This window comes from Paenibacillus sp. FSL R5-0623 (genome assembly GCF_037974265.1).
Lineage (GTDB): Bacteria > Bacillota > Bacilli > Paenibacillales > Paenibacillaceae > Paenibacillus.
The window spans coordinates 6,492,175-6,512,965 of record NZ_CP150233.1 but is presented as its reverse complement, the minus strand read 5'-3'; the positions used below and the strand labels follow the sequence as shown (position 1 = coordinate 6,512,965).

Below are 20,791 nucleotides of genomic sequence, written 5' to 3'. Positions count from 1 at the left end.
CCGTTTTGACTCGATTTGAATGGGTTCTCACCAGCAAAATTTGCAACCTTATGACATTAAGGTGCGGAGAAACCCTCATTCTCATGCATAAATCTGGTTAAAAAAGGAATTGGCTAGTTAGATAAAAGGGTTATCTATTTAAGTTTAACTATACATTTACACGAGAACGTAGAGGACAGAAATAACCTGAAGAAGCGAAGCGTTCGCCTTTATCACCAGATTTTCACCTTTGTAAAAGTAAATCAGAAAATCTGGGGATAACAGCGATCGGAAGGTTATTCTGGCATCGGAGTGGCATGTGTGAATAATCTTAAGTTTAACTTATACATATTACGAATGAATGACGATTAGGATGCATACCTGATTGGGAAACCTATTCGGAATCATGATGAGTGCTTAGCGAAGGGCTTGTTTACGACTTCAACCTTTGTGGGTAAAGGGTAACAAGCATTGGAATGGAGGAAGAGGGATGGAGTTTAACAAAGCGTTGTTAATTCATCATCATCATTCGGGCAAGGCCAGTCGTGAGAATACAGTGGGCCTTGTGGCTGGTGTGCTGGCTCCTGCTGTTCATGAACTCGTCATTGTACGCACGGATGAACCGGGTGAGGGAGAGATGCTGTGTCGTGAACGCGGGGAACAATTCGATGTGGTCTTCATCCTGGGTGGGGATGGCACGGTCCACGAATGCGTGAATGGGCTGGCTGATCTGCAACACCCTCCGTTGATTGGTATATTGCCTGGAGGCACCTGTAATGACTTTGCGCGTTCGCTCGGGATTTCACCGGATGCAGAGATTGCGGCACAAGAAATGCTGGCAGGTCGGTTGGTATCTATTGATGTTGGACGAGCTAATGATCGGCTGTTCACGAACTTTTTCGGCATTGGCTTGATCAGTGATGCATCGCAGAATATTAACGAAAATCTGAAAGGCGCGCTGGGTAAGCTCAGTTATTTTATCAGCACCTTACAGACAATTAGTCATACAGAGCCGTTTCGTTACCAACTGGAGGCGGATGGGAAAGAGATGGAAGGCGAAGCGGTGATGATCTATGCAGCCAATGGTCGTTTTCTGGGAACAAATGCATTGCCCTTTGCACCGGATGCATTGCAGGATGGGGAGCTGGACGTACTCATTATTCATGAGACAGGCATTCCGCTGCTGCGAGAGATTCTGTCGCACAAGCCGGAGGGAGATTGGCAACCTCAGAGTGAGAGCATTTCATACTTCAAGGCATCTACGCTTAAAGTGAAGACAGATGCGCCGATGTCAGCTGACACGGATGGCGAATTGTATATGAAGACACCCGCCGAGCTTTCGGTGCTGACGGGTCATCTGAAGTTTTTAACCGGGGAGGTGTACTAAATCCCCCGGTTTTTTGGTTTGATTTTGGCTGATTGGAAACTCAATCATTCCCTGCCTGATCTTTCATATGACGTTGCCTGAACTCATTTTCCAGCATGCTCATCTGAATCGCATCATGATATTGATGGTTGTAGAACAAAGCATCGCGCTTCACACCCTCGCGCTGGAATCCGAGTTTCTCGTACGTGCGAATGGCTCGCTCGTTGAAGGCGTACACCTCAAGCTCGATTCGATGCAGGTTACAGATGCCAAAGCCGTAGTCCAGCATAAGCAACAACGCCTCGCTACCGTAACCTTTTCCTTGATGCTCCGCCTGATCGATGGCAACCCGGATATGTGCACTGCGATTCTTGGCATGCATGTCCATCAGGACGACATCTCCGATGATCTGGTCATTTTCCTGTAAAGCAATAAGTAGCATGAGTCTAGTGTCATCCTGTGCTGCGTTTTCAACATAACGTTCTACCTGAGCACGTGTGAAACTGTTCTGTGTTCCCGTCAGCCTGCGCATCTCGGCGTCAAACAGGCTGGGGAAATAAGCATCCACATCTGTAATCTCGAAAGGACGCAGGTATATGCGCGACGTTTCTAGCAGACGAGGGATGCGTGGGGATGGTTTTGAATGTGACATAAGTTGTTCCTCCTAAAATGTGATGGAATAAGGGGTCAACATTCCGGACATCATCTTGTGCTGCTCATAGACAAACGTATAGAAGGGTCTTTAGTTCCGTTTAACCGCTCCATCCAGAAACAGCGCCACCAGTTCCTGCGCAAGTTCCTCGATGCTGCCGCCATTCATGTTACGTACATCTTCGCGGTTCGCGAGCATGAGCAGTGACGTAAATGCATGGGCAAGCAGCATGGGACTGGCAACACGCAAATAACCATTGTCCATCTCCTGCTTGAAGTGGGTCGCAAGCACTTCGAAGATCTGAACCTCAGCTTCTCGAATCTGGCTGAGTTGCTCCGTATTCAGATGTTTCTCGGCTTCTCGCATCATGCTCTCCGTCTCAATATGGGAGTGCTGCATCTTCGCTTGCGCAACCTTGATCAGCCGCTCTTGTAATGTGCCAGGTTCATCCAGGCGGAGTGAAGTCTGCTGCATGCTCATCGTCATTATGCGGGTAATGGCAACGGTGAACAGATCGGCTTTGCTGGTGAAGTGATAATAGATTGATGCTTTGGTCACATTACATAACGAAGCGATCTGCTGGAGAGAAACGGGTTCATACCCGTATTCCATAAATAGACGTGACGCGGTCATCAATATGTTGGATTGCACAGATGCTTGATCCACACCCGTTTTGGGTCTGCCCGGTGACCGGGGAATGTTTGTTTTTTTGCTCATAAGTACATACCTCTTTACGTATTTAATTGCTTGTTAGAAGTGTTCACAAAATTAGGCATTGCAAAATTAACCTTCCGGTATATATAATTAACTCGATTATACTATGACCCGTGGTTCATTACTACACCATCACATAAATAGGGCTTCATAGAAACAGAATAGGGAGATGAAGAGACAATGCAGGAAGGTTCGGGTTACGGCCGCTGGGTTGCCGGCAAACGAAGCAAATGGATTACGCTGTTGGTATGGATCATTATTGCCGTTGTGCTTGGCATGGTATGGCCTGCTGTAGGTGATCGTGAAACCAATAACGCACAGGATCTGAGTGAATCCAAACCATCGGTTCAGGCAGCTGCACTTGCCGAGAAGGAATTCCCTGGTGGTGAAGGATTGCCCGCGCTGATCGTATGGCGTCAAGCCGGCGGTCTGACGGATGAGCAGATTGAGAACATTCAGGCATTAACGGAGCGACTGGATCAAGATCCGGTAGAACAACAACAGTCCGTTGTGCCACTCTATCAATTGCCACCACAGGCATTGAAAGGCCAGCTTTCGGAAGACGGAAGTACTTTGGTTATGCCACTTTTCTTCAATGAAGGTGCCGATTCGGAACAATTGAAGGCAGCTATTGAAGCACTTGAGCAAAAAACACAAGACATCTTCGGGGCAAACCCGTTCGATGTCGCCATAGATGATACCAATACACTGATTGCCCGTGTAACAGGGCCTGTAGGAATATCCATTGATGCGAGCGGGCTATTCTCCTCCGCCGATGTATCCTTGCTGATCGCTACGGTTGTACTGGTATTAGTACTGTTGTTGTTGATCTACCGCTCGCCAGTACTGGCGATTATCCCGATTATTGCGGTTGGATTCGCGTATATGGTGACAAGCCCCATTCTCGGATTCATGGCAGATCAAGGTTGGATCACGGTGGATGCACAGTCGATCTCGATCATGACCGTGTTGTTATTTGGAGCAGGAACGGATTACTGTCTGTTCATGATCTCCAGATACCGCCAGATTCTCTATCATGAGCCGGACAAAAAGAAAGCCATCTTCCAGGCAATTACCGGATCATCTGGCGCCATTGCCATGAGTGGGTTCACGGTCGTTGCAGCACTACTGGTGCTGTTGCTGGCTGAATACGGTGCATATCATCGCTTTGCCGTACCATTCAGTCTGTCCATCTTTATTATGTTTATTGCAAGTCTGACGCTGGTTCCAGCGCTCTTGGCGATCTTCGGTCGGGGTTCATTCTATCCATTCGTACCACGTACACATGAGATGGAAGTGGAACGTGCGAAGAAAAAAGGCAAACCGGCTCCTGCCCCGCGCAAAGCGAAGGAAAGCTGGATTGGCCGTGTTGTAGTAACAAAGCCATGGACCGTTCTTGCAATTACGTTGGTATTGCTGGGAGGACTGGCGGCATTCTCTACTCAGGTTAAATTCACGTATGATCTGTTGTCTTCCTTCCCGGAGGATGTGCCTTCCCGCGAAGGTTTCACCGTCATCGGCGAACAATTCTCCCAAGGTGAGCTGGCTCCAGTCAAAGTGATCGTTGATGCCGAAGGCAAAGAAACTGATCTGAAGCAGCGTCTCGAATCGCTGGATTACATTAGCAAAGTAGGCGATGCTCAGCAGGGTGCCGAGAATGCCAACATTACCGCCTTTGATGTGGAATTCAATCTGAATCCATATTCCATGGAGGCAATGCAGCATATTCCGGATCTGCGGGCTACTGCGGAAAAGGCGCTTCAAGATGCTGGAGTAAGCAATGTAGACAGTCAGGTCTGGATCGATGGTCAGACGGCTGAACAGTATGACATTGAAGTGACCGGAGAACGGGATGCCAAGATCATTATTCCAGTGGTCATCGGCATGATTACATTGTTATTACTATTATACCTGCGTTCAGTTGTAGCTACAGCGTATCTGATTGCAACGGTTGTTCTGTCGTATTTCTCTGCACTGGGTCTGGGTTGGATCATCATTCACTACGGACTTGGCGCAGATGCCATTCAGGGAGCGATTCCGCTGTATTCCTTCGTATTCCTCGTGGCACTGGGTGAAGACTACAACATCTTCATGATCTCTAGCATCTGGCAGAAACGTAAAACGATGCCACTTCGTCAAGCGATCAGAGAAGGTGTTGGCGAGACAAGCTCTGTTATTACATCTGCAGGTCTGATCTTGGCAGGAACGTTTGCGGTACTTGCTACATTACCAATTCAGGTGTTGGTGCAGTTTGGTATTATCACAGCTGTTGGTGTGATGTTGGATACCTTCCTGGTTCGTCCGTTCATGGTACCGGCGATCACCGCATTGCTGGGCAAATGGGCCTTCTGGCCAGGCAAGTATGTTCCGATTGCAGAGAAGAATGAGGAGAAACAAAACCAGTCTATGTAATGCATGGATTGGGGGGAATGGACGGCGGGGCTTCAAGCCAGCTGTCCATTTTTTTATTTTCTGAACGATAAATGACCTCTACCAGTTGTCCTCCTGAGATGGAATGGTGGAACTGTAAAATATCCGCAGGATGAGGCGTGATCCTTGTTTTCTTTGCATGGGGAAGGTTTACGTAGCCAAGGGTTATGGGACATAATAGAGAGAGCGTCGGCCTTGGGCAGACGGATGATCAACATCAATGGGACAACCAGGGGAAGGATGAAAGCAAGCATGACGAACCAACTTAATGTGTATTTTAACCATGACGGCGGCGTGGATGACCTCGTATCGCTGTTCATGCTTCTGCAAATGGACAATGTACATGTAACCGGCGTATCGGTTATTCCGGCAGACGGATATCTGGAGCCAGCAACAGATGCCAGCCGCAAAATTATCGATCGTTTCGGTACATATTCCGTAGAGGTATCCAAATCCAACTCCAGAGGGAAAAATCCATTTCCTGCGGCGTGGAGACTGCATTCCTTCTATGTAGATGCACTTCCTGTACTGAACGAGTCCGGCAAAATGGAAGCACCACTTTCTGCAGTTCCTGCACACCAGCATCTAATCGAGAAAGTGCGCAATACCGAAGGCAAAACGTTGCTCCTGTTCACAGGCCCACTGACTGACCTTGCGCGTGCACTGGACGAAGCACCAGACATTGAAGAGAAAATCGACAAGCTGGTATGGATGGGTGGTACATTCGAGCGTGGTAACGTAGAAGAGCCTGAGCATGACGGTACAGCAGAGTGGAACGTATTCTGGGACCCGGAAGCGGCTTACCGTGTATGGCAAAGTGGTATCCAGATCGATCTGGTTGCACTGGAAAGCACAAACAAAGTACCTCTGACTCCAGCCGTTCGTAACCGCTGGGCAGCAGAGCGTCGCTTCGAAGGCGTTGATTTCCTGGGTAACTGTTACGCAGGTTGTCCGCCACTGGTGTACAGTGAGACAAATTCCACATATTATCTGTGGGATGTGCTGACAACGGCTTCCGTTGGACGCGAGGACATCGTGAAGAAGAAAACGGTCAACTGTATTGTTATCCCGGATGGTCCTAGCCAGGGCCGCACGGTGGAGCAAGCAGACGGACGTCCAGTACAACTGGTGTATGATACCGATCCGGAAGCGTTCTTTACGTACATGACGGATTTGGGTAAAAAAGCTGCTCCGCAGCGCTACTAATTCAGGCAGCCGTAAGGCGTGCCAACATTTAAGGTACAACAAAAATAAAGCCGCAAGCAGTGTCCGGAAATGGGGTTAAACCCCATGATCCCGTCCCTGCCGTGCGGCTTTTTTGGTTGTGGGCTGATCTATATAAATTGTACTAATCATTTTACACGAGAACGTAGAGGACAGAAAAAAGCTGGAGAAGCGGAGCGTTCGCCTTTATCCTCAGATTTTCACCATTGTAAAATTGAATCAAAAAATCTGGGGATAACAGCGATCGGAAGGTTGTTCTGTCATCGAAGTGGCAAGTGTGAATATTCTTTAGTCCAACTATATAGCCGATCTATATAGCAATCTAAGCTACCCGCTATATTTTAAATCGACCAATCAACCCGTTCAACTCACTGGACAATACCCGCAGAGATTCAGCGGATGCACTCATCTCATCCATGGATTGCAGTTGGCTTCCGGTTGCATGAGACACCTTCTGTATGCTCGAAGAGGATTCGCGTGAGATATGTTCCATATCCTCCACAGAAGCGGATACTTCTTCTGCACTGGCAGACAGCTGCTCGGATGCTGCGGATACTTCGTGCAGACGTTCATTCATCGTCTCAATCCCGGTATGAATGGATGTGAATGAACGGCCTGCCTCCTGAACAACAGCGAGACCGGATTGGACTGCTGATGTGCTGGCAGACATATGTTCTGACAACAGGGCAGTCTGGCGTGTCATCTCGGCGATCAGTTCAGTTACATGCTGGGATGATTGCTCTGATTCCCCCGCAAGCTTGCGAACTTCGGAGGCAACCACCGCAAACCCGCTGCCATACTCTCCTGCACGAGCCGCTTCAATACTTGCATTAAGTGCGAGCAGATTGGTCTGTGAAGCGATGCCTTTCATCAGGTGTGCTACCGACTCAATTTTACCTGAGTACTGCTCCAGCTGAGAGGTGGAGGCCACCATCTGCACATTTGCTTGATGAATTTTATCCATGCTGTCCATCGCCGTGTTGATATTGGCTTGACCTTGCACCGCGTTATTGGTCGTTTCTTGTGATACATCCGCGACCATAGAAGAAGAATTCGCAATGTGCTGCATGCTGCGTGTAATTTCTTCCATGGCTACCGTTACTTCGCCCGCACGAGCTACCTGTTCAGCAGCGCCACTGGCTGTATGATTCGTATGCTCGGCAATACGCTGACTGGCTTCTGCAGTCGCCTGTGAATGTTTCGATACACCTTCTGCAGCCTGTAGCAGAGAGTCGGAGCTTTGACGGATGCCCGTCATGACATCCCGGGTACCTGTAACCAGATGTTTGAACTCCGAAGCGAGCTGTCCTACCTCATCCTTGCGACTAAGTTCAACGTTGACGGTCAGGTCGCCTTTTCCTACCTGGGTAATTAACTTCTTCAACTTCACCAATGGACGGGTCAAGTAATGGGCGAATCCATACACCAGCAATACACTCAGCAGCACAATAGCCAAGGCTGTCCAGATCATGGTCATACGGTTGCGGGACATCAGTTCATAGACCGCAGTGGAGTCCAGATCCGCACCGACCAACCCCAGTACTTTTCCGTCAGCCCCATGGATCGGCACATAGGCTGTAATGGTAGCGCCATAGTCATCCTGTGTGAGTTCGCCCCGAATAGGCTCATTCTGTTCAAAAGCTTGCAGCATTCCTTCATAATGGGTCTCTTCTGCGGAACCGTAAGGGGAGAAGTCATCCTCTGCCACATCGGCAGCAGCCCCATCCACAACGTAGAAATATGTATTTGTTCCATTTTCTTCGCGTGTACCAAGGGTGTATAGATACTTGAGTCCATTGGCCTCGCGCAGCTGACTAAGCTGCTCACGCAATGTGCCGTAATATGCTGTCTCGTCCTGTCCGGTACTGAGTGGTGCATACAGAGAGGTGTCAATTAATGCTACTGCCCGTTCAGCCACAGCCTGTGCCTGCATCCCCATGGATTGCTCGACCAGTTGAGCCGATGAACGGTACATGGTAATGCCAAGAACCGCACCCGCGGCCAGCATCAGACAGGAAAAAAATAAAAAGATCCTCATAAACAAACTGTTCATTGGTAAAAGTGTTCCCCCTTGATCTGTTAAATCAATCTTCCCTTTGTCTCTTTACTTGGTGCTTGTCGTTCTTCTTTGGTTCGTATGTATTGTATATCAAATATACCATTTTCTACTTGAAATATCGGCATCCGTTCATAAAGAATTAGCCCCCGAGTCAATTTGATCCGGGAGCTAGTTTCGTTTCAATCCTATATTGTCATGCCCATCAGTGGAAGAAACCTCATTGTTACTCTTTAGAGGGGCTTCATATGACGGAGTAATTACGTCATTACATCGTTCCGCCGCCCTGGCGAATGGAGGCAGGAATCTTTTCAGGTCCCTGATTAATATATTTATGGATAAAAGTACCCACCTTGGCATCGTCGAATTGGTGGAGCTTCATCGTTTTGGTCCATGCCGTCACAACGACTTCACTGCCTTCGGGAATATCCTTGTTGGGTACAGCCAGGATACCTGCTCCGGCTTCGCGGAATTTAGCGAGGTATTTCAGATGTTCCTTCATATCCTCGCTTGCGTTCTCACGATAATAGATGATGATATCCCCGTGCTCCAGATTGTGTACCAGGTAATTGTAGCCAGGGAAGTCGGTGTAAAATCCAAACTTGATATCATGCGGATTATGCGGCCCCGATGTTGGAATTGTCATTCCATACTGGATAGGGTCCTCCGTATGGTCAGCCCCATAATATTTATCGTCTGTAACATCGATGGTCGCGTTGGATGCCAGATCGGCTACATTATATGTTTTACCTGCTCCTTGCATGAAGAACAGGCCAAACATAATTATCGACACAGCTATCATTACATGTGCAGCCAGCCGAAGGGATCGACTTTTTTTCTGGATGTCCGCCCGCTCTTTCTTTTTCATGTGGCCCAGGATTTTGCCCTGTGTGCGTGATGCCCAGATATAGGCGGCGATGGAGAGTAGTAATACGATTACACCTACGATGAGCCACAGGTAGGATGTACCTGCCTCGTGCTCCATTTGCATATGATTCATATGAGTCATGTCCATAGAGAGTTCCTCTGCTTTCTTTGTAAAATGAGTGATTTATACACTACATAATGTAGTGTTAATAACAACAGTGAATCCTCTCATTACGTAGCGGGAGTTGCTAGTTCTGTGTTTGTTACGTAAATAAGAACATACCTGTTGCACTACACATTATAGTGTATGAAACATGCCTAGCGCAATGATGCCTTGGAAAACCAAAAAAAGGCGTTCCCAGTGTGAGCAGGGAACGCCTTCATATAATCTAATGGGATAACAGCGACCGGAAGGTTGTTCTATCATCGAAGTAACAAGTGTAAATAGCTTTATTCCAACTGAACTATTTTACAGACGACCAAACGGCGAAAGCATCATGCCAATCAGTCCAATGATAATCTCACCCAACAATCGATACAGAATAAAGAACACGACCACATTGGCGATCAACACGCTGTACATGCTGTCGATGGCTGCTTGGGTGCGATTCAGTGGATATTGGAACAGTACCGAGTTCAGAGCAACAAAGATAATGATATACGAGACAGCAAGCAATGAGATCGCGATAGAATACGAGATGATAATAAACAGATTCGCCAGAACAAGGGATACGACAGCAGGAACAAGCAATGTACCGAACTGGGCAACCAGTGTTTTGGGACGGAAGGTTATTTTTTCAATCTTCAGAATAGCGTACATCAGTGCAATAGAGGCAATCAGGATAATGACGGTGAACAATAGCGGCCTTAAAAATCCACCAATGAACAAGCCGTCCATGCCTATGCGACTAAAGGTAATTAAGAAGTATGTAGAAGATAGAACTGCAATTAGCGCCATCGTTAGCCATCCGTTTAGGGAATGCTGATTGCCAACGGTTTTCATCGTCTGATAAGGACGGGCTAATACACTGAGGAAATAGGACAGATACTGTTTACTTACTTCTTTGGCTTGCTGAACTTTCTCATTCTGCACAATATTATTCCACTGATTGGAGCTATTGCCTCCTGCAGAAGCATGGTCATTGGTACCTGTTGATTCTCTCGCCTGTTCCTTGTGAATGGAGACGGATGGTGTGTTGGATGGAGCAGATGTCTGGGAAGAGGTAGCCTGCGTGCTGGACCAACGGGTATATTCGGGTTCGGAAGCAGCAGCAGATTCCGGGTTCGGTACAGGAGTTGGTGATGAGGTTGTTTGCGTTAGATTAGAGCCGCACCTCTCGCAAAAATGGGCATCTCCATTTTCATGATTACATACTGGACATTTCATGGGTTAAGCCTCCAATTTCTAGAAAATAAAAACATGTCAACATTGTGTCTCATTTTAACGGTTAATGACGAAGTTTGTCTATGTTTCGCAGGAATAAGTGCCCATTTAGGGAAAGTTGAAACAAAGCCACGAATCCTGTGTATTAAAGCGGAGTGTAGAAGCAACAATAGTATAGGAATGACATGCAGGCATATTAATGTAAATTCACTGTGGTATAAGCCGAATTGTTTTCTGCTGTTAATGTCTCATCGTTCGCTTTTATGTGTTATTATCATGTTAACTATATCTTTTGGGTTGCCTATGATCGTATATTTATGTATAATCAATCGTGTTAACACGTCGAATGTACGGTAGTAAGAGATGTGGGTGAGTTCATGGAACTACTGGACAGCAATGAGAGCAAGAAGAAGATGTGCCAGTATTATAACGAAATTTCGAAGGAACTGTTCGGATTTGGCACCACTCTCCTGAGAGTGACCATTGACCAGAATATTGTGACCTTCTACGCGAAGCACCGACGTTCACCGCGCTCTGACGCCCTGGAAGGGGAGGCCCCCGGCTTAAAGCTGGAAGTGGACTTCCGCATGTCTGTCTTATATAAGAAGAAATTCCGGGAGAAGCTCGAGCAACACATGGGTTTGCCAATTGAAGCTATATTGCGGGATTATGATGCGTCCACTCAGTGGGCGATCACAAATGTGATTCTGGAACAGACCTAAGGATGGATCGGCAGGATTGATTCTTGTTGATATATACCGAGGTTATCCGGATTCATGATTAGGTTCCGTACAATTTCATATGATGGCGTCTGTCTTTGGATTGATTCTGAAGCAGAAACCGATGATGTACCGGCAGCGGGTGTCGCTTTCCTTTGTTTACGAAGAAAAGTGTTCTTGTTTATACAAGAGCACTTTTCTTTTTGTTTTTTCATACACATCACATATATCAGGGGGAATCAGGATCATGATGAAAAAGTGGATTAGCGGTTTGGCAGCAGTGGCAATGACATCGGTATTACTTGCAGGTTGTGGCAGCAGTACAGAGGATGCAACAGGCGGATCAGGCAGTGGGGGAACATCAGCGAACAAACTGGTGATCTCCACTTGGGGCTTCTCGGAAGATTTCTTCAATGAATCAGTATTTGGTCCCTTTGAAAAAGAACATAATGTAGACATCGTGCTCGAAGTGGGCAATAACGCTGAACGTCTGAACAAAATTCGTCAAGGTACATCAAATGTCGATGTCATCTACCTGTCTGACTACTATGCGCAACAAGGTATCGATGAAGGTCTGTTTGAGAAAATCGACCGTTCCAAAATTCCAAATGTAAATGACATTTATGATATTGCCAAAGCACCACTGGGTGAAGATTATGGCCCGGCATACACGGTTGGACAGCTCGGTATTGCTTATAACCCGGATCTCGTATCCAAAGAAGTGACTTCATGGAGTGACCTGTGGGACCCGGCGTTCGAGGGTAATCTGACCATCCCGAATATTACAGCAACAGCTGGCCCAATGGTTGTGGATGCAGCTTCCCGTGTGGCTGGAAACGATACGTTTAATGAAGATGCGGCATTTGCTGAACTGAAAAAACTGAGCGGCAATGTGGTGAAATTCTATAGCCAAACGTCCGAGTTCGTGAACATGTTCTCCCAAGAAGAAATTGCGGGCGGACCGATCATGGAAATGTATTTCAAAGATCTGAAAGCAGCCGTGCCTAATGCCAAGTTTGTTACACCTAGCGAAGGTGCATATGCTGTGATGAACACGATCAATGTCGTGAAAGGCAGCAAAAACAAAGAGCTGGCTGAAGAGTTCATCAACTGGCAGCTGAGTCAGGATGTACAAGCAAAATCTGCTAAAGCCAAGGTCGATTCCCCGGTTAACACAAAGGTTGAACTGACTGCTGAAGAAGCAGAAGGTGTAACATACGGCGCTGAAGTCGTTGAGAAGCTGAACAAGCTGGATATGGAATTCGTGAATCAACAGGTTAAAGGCTGGACAGATCGCTGGAACCGCGAGATTGCACAATAAAAAAGTAACCGACTGACTTAAAAGTTATCTTTGGTCAACATGTTGAACTTATATCATTTGCAGCAAGCAACCAATTACCGTATAGGAGTTGAGAACGGATGATTGAAGCGCAAAATCGCATCATTCTGGACGTGGACACGGGGATTGACGATGCACTGGCGATTTTGCTGGCCGTCAAAAGCCGGAAGTTAGACATTCTCGGCATCACCACAGTCTGTGGGAACGTATCACTCCAGCAGGCAACTGAGAATACGTGCAAAATCCTTGAACTTGCGGGTGCACCTGAAATTCCGGTGATTGCTGGAGCGGCAGGACCCCTTACTCGCAAGTCGCATTATGAACACCGGGTACATGGACAGGACGGATTGGGTGGTGCGCTGCCTGATCCGGCGGTGTCCAAGCAAGCCGAGGAAGGTTTTGCGCCGGACTTTATCGTGGAGCAAGCCAAGTTATATCCAGGCGAACTGACATTGATCATGACTGCTCCATTAACCAATCTGGCACTCGCGCTGATGAAGTGTCCTGAATTGCCTTCTTTATTGAAGGAAGTTATCTTCATGGGTGGTGTGGTTCACGGACATGGCAACATTACACCAACTGCCGAGTACAACACATACGCTGATCCAGAGGCGGCACGCATCGTATTGCACGCAGGCATCGAGAAGCTTACGCAAGTCGGACTGGATGTGACGCGTCAAACATTGCTGAATGAAGCAACGATTGAGTGTCTCACTGATCCTGCACTGCGCGCATACGTCGCTCAAAGTACGGAGATCTACATCAACCGGTATGAACAAATGAACGGCGTCCGCGCTTGCGCGTTGCATGATCCGCTGGCCGTGGGCGTAGCCCTTGCCCCAGAACTGGTAGGACGCAAATCCTATTACGTCGATGTCGAAACCGCCAGCCGCCTGTGCGATGGGCAGATGGTATGCGACTTCCAAAACCGTTTGGGCGAGCAGCCCAACACCCTCGTCTGCGAAACCGTGGACGCAGAAGCGTTCCTTGAACTGTTTATCAACGCGTTAAACGCGTAGTTATGATCTTTACGGCATTGGCGTTCAATTTGAAAATTAATCCTTACGTATTGCGCTGGTAGTGTAGGGGACGAAATCGATTCTTAAGAAGCGAAGCGTTCGCCTTTATCCTTGGATTTTTCCTTCTATTAAGAAGGAGATCAAGAAAATCCAAGGATAACAGCGATCGTAAGAACGATTCGTAACCGGAACGGCTGATGCAATGAACGTGGATATTTTTTGAAATGTGCGCCAGTGAAACGTGTGAATAAAACCATTTTACAAGTCAGGAGTATGGCGATGAAAAAATCAGTAATCTACTGGCTATTGCTGCCGGGATTTGTGTTTTTGGCGGCATTTATGATCATTCCGATTGTCCTGACGATCGGGTCGACGTTTTTCCAAGAAAACTCCTTCACGTTTGAAGGATACATGCATTTTTTCAGAGACCCATACTTTTTGAAAATACTGCTTACGACGCTGCAAGTCAGCGTGGTCACCACCATCGTCTGTGTGGTGCTCGGATTCCCGACAGCTTATTATATTTCGCAGAAAGCGCCGCGCCGTAAAGGCATTTTGCTGGCACTGGCGATCTTCCCACTGCTGACCAGCCCGGTCGTGCGTTCGTTTAGCTGGATGATCATCCTTGGACGCAAAGGACTGATCAACAACACCCTTGTTGGTCTGGGGATCGTGGACAAGCCATTGGATATTCTGTACACGCCAGCAGCGATGATGATCGGTCTGACGCATCTGTTCCTGCCATTGATGATTATCTCTCTGGTGGGCGTGCTGGAGAACATTGACGGTGATCTGCTCAAGGCAGCGCAAAGTCTGGGCGCATCGCGCATTACGGCATTCCGCCGGGTTGTATTCCCGCTGGCTGTGCCAGGACTTGTGATCGGAGCCGTGCTTGTCTTTGTCGGAAGCCTGACGGCGTATACCACACCTGCCCTCCTTGGAGGGAAACAGCGTGTAATTGCTACGTTCCTGTATCAGAACGCCATGACCCTCAACGACTGGTATCTGGCCTCGGTTGTTGCCGCGATTATGATTGTGATTACATTTGTCGTGGTCGGTGTCATGAACAAAATGGCCAAAACTTTAAATCCGAAGGGGTAGACATATGCGGGAGAAACATATCGGGCTGGGCCTGTTCAGTCTGCTGGTCTTTATCTTTCTGCTGGGCCCGCTTCTGATCATATCGGTCACTTCGTTTGAACCGGGAACGGTACTCAAATTTCCGCCGGAAGGGTTCTCCTTCCGCTGGTATGAGAATATTTTCAACACAGGCGGTTTTCTCCGCACATTCCAGACGTCCATCATCATTTCCCTGCTGGGGAACCTGTTGGCGCTGGTACTCGGAGTTCCGGCTGCGTATGCACTTAGTCGTTACGATTTCAAAGGCAAATCCGTGCTGAACGCATTGTTCCTGTCGCCGGTACTCATCCCGGGAATCGTGCTTGGTTTTACATTGATGAAATACCTGATCGTAATCTACCATCTGCCGATGTACCTCGGATTGTTGATTGGTCATACGATTATCATGCTTCCATTCATCATTCGGGTTATCGCGTCGAGTCTGTCGAGCTTTGACTTTGCGGTGGAGGAAGCTGCGCTAAGTCTTGGTGCGGGACGGGTAAGAACGTTCTTCACAATCGTGCTTCCCAACATCCGCTCAGGCATTATCGCTGCCGTGCTGATTGCCTTCCTGGAGTCCTTCAACAACGTGGACATCTCGGTGTTCATGACCGGACCAGGGGTAAGCACATTACCGATCCAGATGCTGACGTATGTGGAGAATTATTTTGACCCAACGATTGCAGCGATTTCCGTGCTATTGATGGTACTGACCGGACTCTTAATGTTCGTGATCGAACGGATCATGGGCGGATTTTCATACTTTACTAAACGTTAATTGGAGGCGCAGAACGCTATGGCATTGCTGACATTAGACCACGTATCCGTGGCATACGATAAGCAGACAATCCTGAAGGATTTTCAGTTGGAGCTGGAAAAAGGTAAACTGCTCTCCCTGCTCGGACCGAGCGGTTGCGGCAAAACAACTACGCTGCGCCTCATCGCCGGATTTCTGGAAGCATCACAGGGCAAGTTTATGTTTGGCGGCAAGGATTATACGAAGGTTCCGGCGAACAAGCGGAACTTCGGATTTGTATTTCAGAGTTATGCATTATTCCCGCATCTGTCTGTCTATGACAACGTGGCCTTTGGCCTGCGGATGCGTAAGGTAAAAGACAAGGATATCTCTTCCCGTGTGATGCGAATCCTGGAAGTCGTTAACCTGAATGGATTTGAGAAACGTTTTCCACAAGAACTGTCTGGTGGACAGCGTCAGCGTGTGGCGATTGCCCGCGCATTGGTCATTGAGCCTGACCTGCTCTTGTTCGACGAACCGCTCAGTAACCTGGATGCCAATCTGCGCCTGAACATGCGGGTCGAGATTCGCCGGATTCAGCAAGAGCTGGGCATTACAACGCTATATGTCTCTCATGACCAGGAAGAGTGCTTCTCGATCTCGGATCAGGTAGCCATCATGAACAAAGGTGTGGTCGAGCAGCTTGACCGCCCGGAAACGATTTTTAAATATCCGGCAACGGAGTTTGTCGCACGGTTTATCGGGTTCCATAATTTCATTGAATTTGCCGATCGTATTGATGCAGGTGAAGTCATCACATTGCATGCAGGGGGACGCACGTTCACAGCAACAGCCCATCCTGGAACAGCTCGTCCCGGGGCACGTAAGGGTGCGATTCGCCCGGATGATCTGATTGTTAGTGGAGACACCTCTGCGGATGTGGTGAACGCTTTGCCAGGGATTATCAAAGTCAGTACGTATCTGGGACGCAGCTATCAGTATGTGGTTGAGACGGAGCTTGGTGATTTTACAGCCAATCAGGAGATGGAAACACCTTACCTTAGCGGGCAGCGTGTTAGCCTGATTTTCCCACAGGACAAGCTTGTATTGGTAGAGTAGTCGTGAATGTAGGGAGTAGCTTGAGGAAATAAGAGCAGTAAAGAAGGCAACTCATGCGATGATTCCGGACGATGGCGGTGGTGCGCAGTCATGTGCAGCATAGCAGATTAAAGTGCAGGTTCATTGTCCGGTTCGGATCGTGGTGAAATGCTTGTGAAGAAGGAGATTATGCCCCATGCGTGCAGATCAACTGATTGTGAATGTACATGTGTATAACAGTTATTATAAACGGTTTCAAATGAACAACGTCGCTGTGTTGAACGGCAGATTCCTATACGTTGGACCCGGCGGACCGGAGATGATTCAGGCAGACGAAGTCATTGATGCGCGAGGAAGATACATGATTCCTGGTTTGATTGATATCCATCTGCATATCGAAAGTACAATGGTGACACCGGAAACCTTTTCTCATGGCTTGATTGGCTGCGGGGTAACGTCCATTGTCGCAGAACCGCATGAGATGGCGAATGTATTTGGGCTGGAGGGTGTGCAGGAGATGATGGCTGCGAGTCGGGAGACGACGGTCGACATGTTCTATGCGATTCCAAGTTCCGTTCCGGCAACCCCGATGGAGACGACAGGCGGTTCGATTGAAATCGAAGATATGGACGTGCTGCTCGCCACTGGCGAGATCATCTGTCTGGGCGAGATCATGAACTATGTCGATGTCATCCGTGATCCGGAGTGCAAGACCAACCGAATTTTACAGCATATTCGCAAAAACTATCCCGATCTCGTGATCGAAGGACATACACCGAAACTGCTTGGACTTGATCTGCATCGACTGATCTACGCAGGTATCGATTCCGATCATACCCATCAGAGCATTGAGGGATTACAGGCGCGGATTGCGGCAGGCATGTTTATTGAAATTCAGGAGAAATCAATGACCCCGGAAGTCATGGAGTATCTGATTCAACATGATGTGGCACAGCACTTCTGCTTCGTCACGGATGATGTGATGCCGGATTCACTGGTGGAGCGTGGTCATCTGGATCATATCGTACGTAAGGCAATTCAGATGGGGATGCGTCCGGAAGATGCGATCTACGCAGCAACGTCTACCCCTTCTTCCCGTATGAAAATGACCGATCGTGGCAGCATTGCCCCAGGCAAAGTGGCCGATTATGTGTTGGTATCCAACTTGCATGATCTCTCCATTGATCAGGTGTACAAAAATGGCCGCAAAGCTTATGACGATTACGAACCGTATAAGCAGGAACGGATCATCGGGCAATTCCCGCCTCACTTCTATAAGAGCGTACAGTTGGAGAAGCTGGGCGTAGCAGATTTTGCAATTCAATTGTCAGATCCGAAAGTCAGTGGATCAGGGGTTGATCTCGCTGGTGAAGGTGAATACCAATGCCGTGTCATGATGGTCAAGGATGGTTCTACTTTTGTGGAAGAGCATATTGCATCCGTTCAGTCCTCAGATGGCGAATTGCAGTGGGAAGAAAGTGGATATGCGCAGATCGCGACCTTTGAACGTTATGGCGTGAACGGCAATCGTGCACATGGCCTGATCGGTGGAGACACCATCAAGCGCGGCGCCATTGCAACGACATACTCACACGACAATCACAACCTGCTGGTTGTAGGACGTAATCGTGAAGATATGATATTGGCAGCTAACACAGTGATTTCGAGCCAGGGTGGGTTCTGTGTGGTGGAAGATGGCAAGGTGCTGTCCCATCTGGAACTTCCCGTAGGTGGCATTTTGACGGAAGAACCACTTGCAGTGGTGTCCCATCAAGTGAAGGAGCTGAGAGCAGCAATGTTGTCTCTTGGGTATGTACATTACAATCCGATCATGTCGATCAGCACTCACTCTCTTGCGGTAAGTCCGGCACTGAAGATTACGGACCATGGCTTGATTGATGTGAATGCAGGTAAGGTTGTATCGTTGATTGTTTAAGTGTGATAGACACATATGTCGTGATGCACATGAAAAAACACCCTATTTCACAATTGTGAGCTAGGGTGTTTTTGTCTGTGCTTATTGGAATTATTATTTTAGCAACTTTTCTGGGTTCTTCACTTTAATGGAAACAACTTCGCCGCAATCCAGACAAACCGTGTACATTTTTTCCACACCGAGAGTCATTTTCTTATCCAATGGACGAAGGTTGATGTAATCCGATGCTTCTACGAAAGATGTTCCTCCGCAATCATGACATTTCTTTTCTGATGTACTCATAAGTTCATTCCACCTTTTATTCATTTGTAATGTGTTCATTAATATAATATTCATTAAATGGAAATACAAAATTATCTAATTATTCATCGAAGATTAGGGTCCGTTAGTCCGTAAATTAAATTTTTATTTTGCCTTCTAAAGTCCACTCCAAATATTTGGACACTGAAGGTGCGACCCATTTTCGGCTGTCATTTTCATGATTCCACACAAACACGTCATCTCTACACGTTCCATCCCCTGTCACAGGAAAAGCAAATAAATCCCCAATTCCACTTTCCCCGAAGAAGAGCAGGTGATCAAAGGGCATATAATAATCTTGGGAGTGGTCATCCCGGTAATGTCTGTTTTCATTCTTAATTCGATCTTCTGACCAGATAAGTCCCAAATCGTAAATAGCTCTGACTCCATTGGTTTCGAGCAATATTTCTTTTAATTCACGAGGGAGCGTAACCTGTAAGGAGTCTTCCACCTTTGCAATGTCATCACCAGATGCAGGGGGACTGAACGTATACTCCTTCGAAATGCTATGAAGATGCTCTTTCCACATGAATAAAGGCCTCCTCGATATATTCTAACTATCAGTAACGAATGAAACGGTATGTAATTGATTGAAAAAAGAAGTCCTTCTTAACTAAAAAGGCTACTGATTTTGATGATAATCGTGCTTTCGATTCGGTTTGCTTTCTTTGTTGAAATGAGTGCTCTTGATTCCTTTGCGGTGATCTTTCAGTGACTCTTTTCTTGGATCAACGAACTTCTTACTATTTTGTAGTGTAAACATCTTCATCCCCGTTGTGCAAGGTTAGATTTGGCTAGAGAAGCCATGACCTCATACACAACTAATAGAAGAAGATATTTGGATTAAGAATAAGCATCACCTCTAAGTTAATGATCCTTATTTTAACATAGTTTCAACGACATGGCTGTCTGAGCATCAGAATCAAGGATTGCTATTGGTGTTGCTCTGGACCCGAAGCTGTAACATAAAGAGTAAGCTCCTCCTTGGACGGGGAAAAGGAATAACTATATAGTAGTAAGAAGAGAATGTATGGACTCAAAAGCAGGAGGATAGACAACCATTATGAATGAAAAAAATAATACTAAAACCATATTTTTCGACGTGGATGATACGTTATATGATCACTTGCAGCCACTTCGTGGCGCGTTGCAGGACGTTCTCGGCCTGCCGGATAATTTCCCTTATGCTAAGGCCTATCATCGTTTTCGATATTATAGTGACTGGCTGTCTGCACAAGAAGATCTGTCCGCTGTGCCAGAACCAGATGCGGTGGAGCGAATGCGCCATCGGAGGTTTGAGTTGACGATGGAAGAGTTCGGACTCCCCCTACTATCGGGACAGGCTGAAGAACTACAAGCACAGTATCTGAGTAGACAGTTTGAGATTGTGCCTTTTGAAGGAGCGTATGGGTTAATCAGAAGGCTTCAGGCAGAAGGCCATACCGTTGGTCTAATCACCAATGGAGAAGGGGAGCATCAGCGGCGTAAGCTTGAAGCATTGGATGTGCTCAGTCTCGTAGACGAGCATCTGATTTTCATCTCCGGTACAACTGGTTATGCGAAGCCGGATCGCAGGTTGTTTGAATATGTGAGTAAGCAGTCCGGGACAGATGCCCGTTCCAGCTATTACATCGGAGACTCGTGGCGTAATGATGTGGTAGGTGCAGTGGATGCAGGCTGGACAGTCATCTGGTTCAACCATCGGGAGGCGTTGCCGGAGTCCGATCATCAACCTCATTTTGTAGCATCGAGCTATGAAGAGATCAGTCGTATCCTGACTTTTTGAGTTTGTTAAGCAATAAAATTGTACAGGTGGGTTCATGCAGTCCTATCATCTCGCGGAGATGAAGGGC

Annotated in this window: 18 protein-coding genes; 11 read left to right on the top strand and 7 right to left on the bottom strand. The window is 47.4% G+C overall.

The window, feature by feature from the left end:
* Positions 1–469: 469 nt before the first annotated feature.
* Entirely contained in the window at positions 470–1,366 is an 897-nt protein-coding gene (locus MKY92_RS28480) for a diacylglycerol kinase family protein (protein ID WP_339298429.1), read from the top strand.
* Between the two features lie 40 nt (positions 1,367–1,406).
* Here MKY92_RS28480 and MKY92_RS28475 read toward each other — a convergent pair whose 3' ends face one another.
* Both MKY92_RS28475 and MKY92_RS28470 read right to left on the bottom strand, forming a co-directional pair.
* Positions 1,407–1,997, bottom strand: a complete 591-nt coding sequence (locus MKY92_RS28475) for a GNAT family protein (RefSeq protein ID WP_339298428.1) — start codon at positions 1,995–1,997, stop codon at positions 1,407–1,409.
* Between the two features lie 90 nt (positions 1,998–2,087).
* The gene (locus MKY92_RS28470; protein ID WP_339298427.1) at positions 2,088–2,714 is read right to left on the bottom strand and encodes a TetR/AcrR family transcriptional regulator; all 627 of its coding nucleotides are present in this window, start codon (positions 2,712–2,714) and stop codon (positions 2,088–2,090) included.
* Positions 2,715–2,891: 177 nt separating this feature from the next.
* On the opposite strand from MKY92_RS28470, the gene MKY92_RS28465 reads away from it, so the two are divergent.
* Both MKY92_RS28465 and MKY92_RS28460 read left to right on the top strand, forming a co-directional pair.
* Positions 2,892–5,123, top strand: a complete 2,232-nt coding sequence (locus tag MKY92_RS28465; protein ID WP_339298426.1) for an MMPL family transporter — start codon at positions 2,892–2,894, stop codon at positions 5,121–5,123.
* 270 nt (positions 5,124–5,393) lie between these two features.
* Positions 5,394–6,347, top strand: coding sequence for a nucleoside hydrolase (locus MKY92_RS28460; RefSeq protein WP_017691781.1), 954 nt, complete (start codon positions 5,394–5,396; stop codon positions 6,345–6,347).
* Between the two features lie 352 nt (positions 6,348–6,699).
* Here MKY92_RS28460 and MKY92_RS28455 read toward each other — a convergent pair whose 3' ends face one another.
* The 3 genes from MKY92_RS28455 to MKY92_RS28445 all read right to left on the bottom strand — a co-directional run bounded on the left by MKY92_RS28455 (position 6,700) and on the right by MKY92_RS28445 (position 10,675).
* Positions 6,700–8,418, bottom strand: coding sequence for a methyl-accepting chemotaxis protein (locus tag MKY92_RS28455; protein ID WP_339298425.1), 1,719 nt, complete (start codon positions 8,416–8,418; stop codon positions 6,700–6,702).
* A gap of 271 nt (positions 8,419–8,689) precedes the next feature.
* Complete coding sequence (locus MKY92_RS28450; protein ID WP_339298424.1) at positions 8,690–9,421, bottom strand: DUF3105 domain-containing protein; 732 nt, start codon at positions 9,419–9,421, stop codon at positions 8,690–8,692.
* Between the two features lie 336 nt (positions 9,422–9,757).
* Positions 9,758–10,675, bottom strand: coding sequence for a hypothetical protein (locus MKY92_RS28445; protein ID WP_339298423.1), 918 nt, complete (start codon positions 10,673–10,675; stop codon positions 9,758–9,760).
* A gap of 374 nt (positions 10,676–11,049) precedes the next feature.
* On the opposite strand from MKY92_RS28445, the gene MKY92_RS28440 reads away from it, so the two are divergent.
* The 7 genes from MKY92_RS28440 (at position 11,050) to MKY92_RS28410 (ending at position 18,638) form a co-directional block, all read left to right on the top strand.
* A complete protein-coding gene (locus MKY92_RS28440) occupies positions 11,050–11,394 on the top strand; it encodes a Na-translocating system protein MpsC family protein (protein ID WP_315371442.1) in 345 nt (114 codons plus the stop codon).
* A gap of 247 nt (positions 11,395–11,641) precedes the next feature.
* Positions 11,642–12,712 (top strand): ABC transporter substrate-binding protein, encoded by a 1,071-nt coding sequence (locus MKY92_RS28435; protein ID WP_339301940.1) that lies wholly within the window; start codon positions 11,642–11,644, stop codon positions 12,710–12,712.
* A gap of 98 nt (positions 12,713–12,810) precedes the next feature.
* Entirely contained in the window at positions 12,811–13,749 is a 939-nt protein-coding gene (locus tag MKY92_RS28430; protein ID WP_339298422.1) for a nucleoside hydrolase, read from the top strand.
* 279 nt (positions 13,750–14,028) lie between these two features.
* On the top strand, positions 14,029–14,850 hold the full coding sequence (locus tag MKY92_RS28425) for an ABC transporter permease (protein ID WP_036612869.1): 822 nt from the start codon (positions 14,029–14,031) through the stop codon (positions 14,848–14,850).
* 4 nt (positions 14,851–14,854) lie between these two features.
* Positions 14,855–15,646, top strand: a complete 792-nt coding sequence (locus MKY92_RS28420) for an ABC transporter permease (RefSeq protein WP_017691790.1) — start codon at positions 14,855–14,857, stop codon at positions 15,644–15,646.
* A gap of 18 nt (positions 15,647–15,664) precedes the next feature.
* Complete coding sequence (locus MKY92_RS28415) at positions 15,665–16,723, top strand: ABC transporter ATP-binding protein (protein ID WP_339298421.1); 1,059 nt, start codon at positions 15,665–15,667, stop codon at positions 16,721–16,723.
* 175 nt (positions 16,724–16,898) lie between these two features.
* A complete protein-coding gene (locus MKY92_RS28410; protein ID WP_339298420.1) occupies positions 16,899–18,638 on the top strand; it encodes an adenine deaminase C-terminal domain-containing protein in 1,740 nt (579 codons plus the stop codon).
* Between the two features lie 93 nt (positions 18,639–18,731).
* Here MKY92_RS28410 and MKY92_RS28405 read toward each other — a convergent pair whose 3' ends face one another.
* Positions 18,732–18,920 carry a hypothetical protein gene (locus tag MKY92_RS28405; protein WP_145149558.1) on the bottom strand — a complete coding sequence of 63 codons (189 nt, stop codon included), beginning with the start codon at positions 18,918–18,920 and terminating at the stop codon, positions 18,732–18,734.
* A gap of 115 nt (positions 18,921–19,035) precedes the next feature.
* A complete protein-coding gene (locus MKY92_RS28400; protein ID WP_036612858.1) occupies positions 19,036–19,467 on the bottom strand; it encodes an SMI1/KNR4 family protein in 432 nt (143 codons plus the stop codon).
* A 534-nt stretch (positions 19,468–20,001) separates the two neighbouring features.
* Between MKY92_RS28400 and MKY92_RS28395 the strand changes: the two genes are divergently transcribed.
* Positions 20,002–20,724, top strand: coding sequence for an HAD family hydrolase (locus MKY92_RS28395; protein WP_339298419.1), 723 nt, complete (start codon positions 20,002–20,004; stop codon positions 20,722–20,724).
* Positions 20,725–20,791 lie beyond the last annotated feature (67 nt).

Coding starts and splice junctions, on each gene's coding strand:
- MKY92_RS28420 (WP_017691790.1), top strand. CDS start 14,855: ATGCGGGAGAAACATATCGGGCTGGGCCTGTTCAGTCTGCTGGTCTTT.
- MKY92_RS28470 (WP_339298427.1), bottom strand. CDS start 2,714: ATGAGCAAAAAAACAAACATTCCCCGGTCACCGGGCAGACCCAAAACG.
- MKY92_RS28435 (WP_339301940.1), top strand. CDS start 11,642: ATGAAAAAGTGGATTAGCGGTTTGGCAGCAGTGGCAATGACATCGGTA.
- MKY92_RS28450 (WP_339298424.1), bottom strand. CDS start 9,421: ATGAATCATATGCAAATGGAGCACGAGGCAGGTACATCCTACCTGTGG.
- MKY92_RS28400 (WP_036612858.1), bottom strand. CDS start 19,467: ATGTGGAAAGAGCATCTTCATAGCATTTCGAAGGAGTATACGTTCAGT.
- MKY92_RS28430 (WP_339298422.1), top strand. CDS start 12,811: ATGATTGAAGCGCAAAATCGCATCATTCTGGACGTGGACACGGGGATT.
- MKY92_RS28415 (WP_339298421.1), top strand. CDS start 15,665: ATGGCATTGCTGACATTAGACCACGTATCCGTGGCATACGATAAGCAG.
- MKY92_RS28395 (WP_339298419.1), top strand. CDS start 20,002: ATGAATGAAAAAAATAATACTAAAACCATATTTTTCGACGTGGATGAT.
- MKY92_RS28480 (WP_339298429.1), top strand. CDS start 470: ATGGAGTTTAACAAAGCGTTGTTAATTCATCATCATCATTCGGGCAAG.
- MKY92_RS28465 (WP_339298426.1), top strand. CDS start 2,892: ATGCAGGAAGGTTCGGGTTACGGCCGCTGGGTTGCCGGCAAACGAAGC.
- MKY92_RS28440 (WP_315371442.1), top strand. CDS start 11,050: ATGGAACTACTGGACAGCAATGAGAGCAAGAAGAAGATGTGCCAGTAT.
- MKY92_RS28460 (WP_017691781.1), top strand. CDS start 5,394: ATGACGAACCAACTTAATGTGTATTTTAACCATGACGGCGGCGTGGAT.
- MKY92_RS28475 (WP_339298428.1), bottom strand. CDS start 1,997: ATGTCACATTCAAAACCATCCCCACGCATCCCTCGTCTGCTAGAAACG.
- MKY92_RS28405 (WP_145149558.1), bottom strand. CDS start 18,920: ATGAGTACATCAGAAAAGAAATGTCATGATTGCGGAGGAACATCTTTC.
- MKY92_RS28410 (WP_339298420.1), top strand. CDS start 16,899: ATGCGTGCAGATCAACTGATTGTGAATGTACATGTGTATAACAGTTAT.
- MKY92_RS28425 (WP_036612869.1), top strand. CDS start 14,029: ATGAAAAAATCAGTAATCTACTGGCTATTGCTGCCGGGATTTGTGTTT.
- MKY92_RS28455 (WP_339298425.1), bottom strand. CDS start 8,418: ATGAACAGTTTGTTTATGAGGATCTTTTTATTTTTTTCCTGTCTGATG.
- MKY92_RS28445 (WP_339298423.1), bottom strand. CDS start 10,675: ATGAAATGTCCAGTATGTAATCATGAAAATGGAGATGCCCATTTTTGC.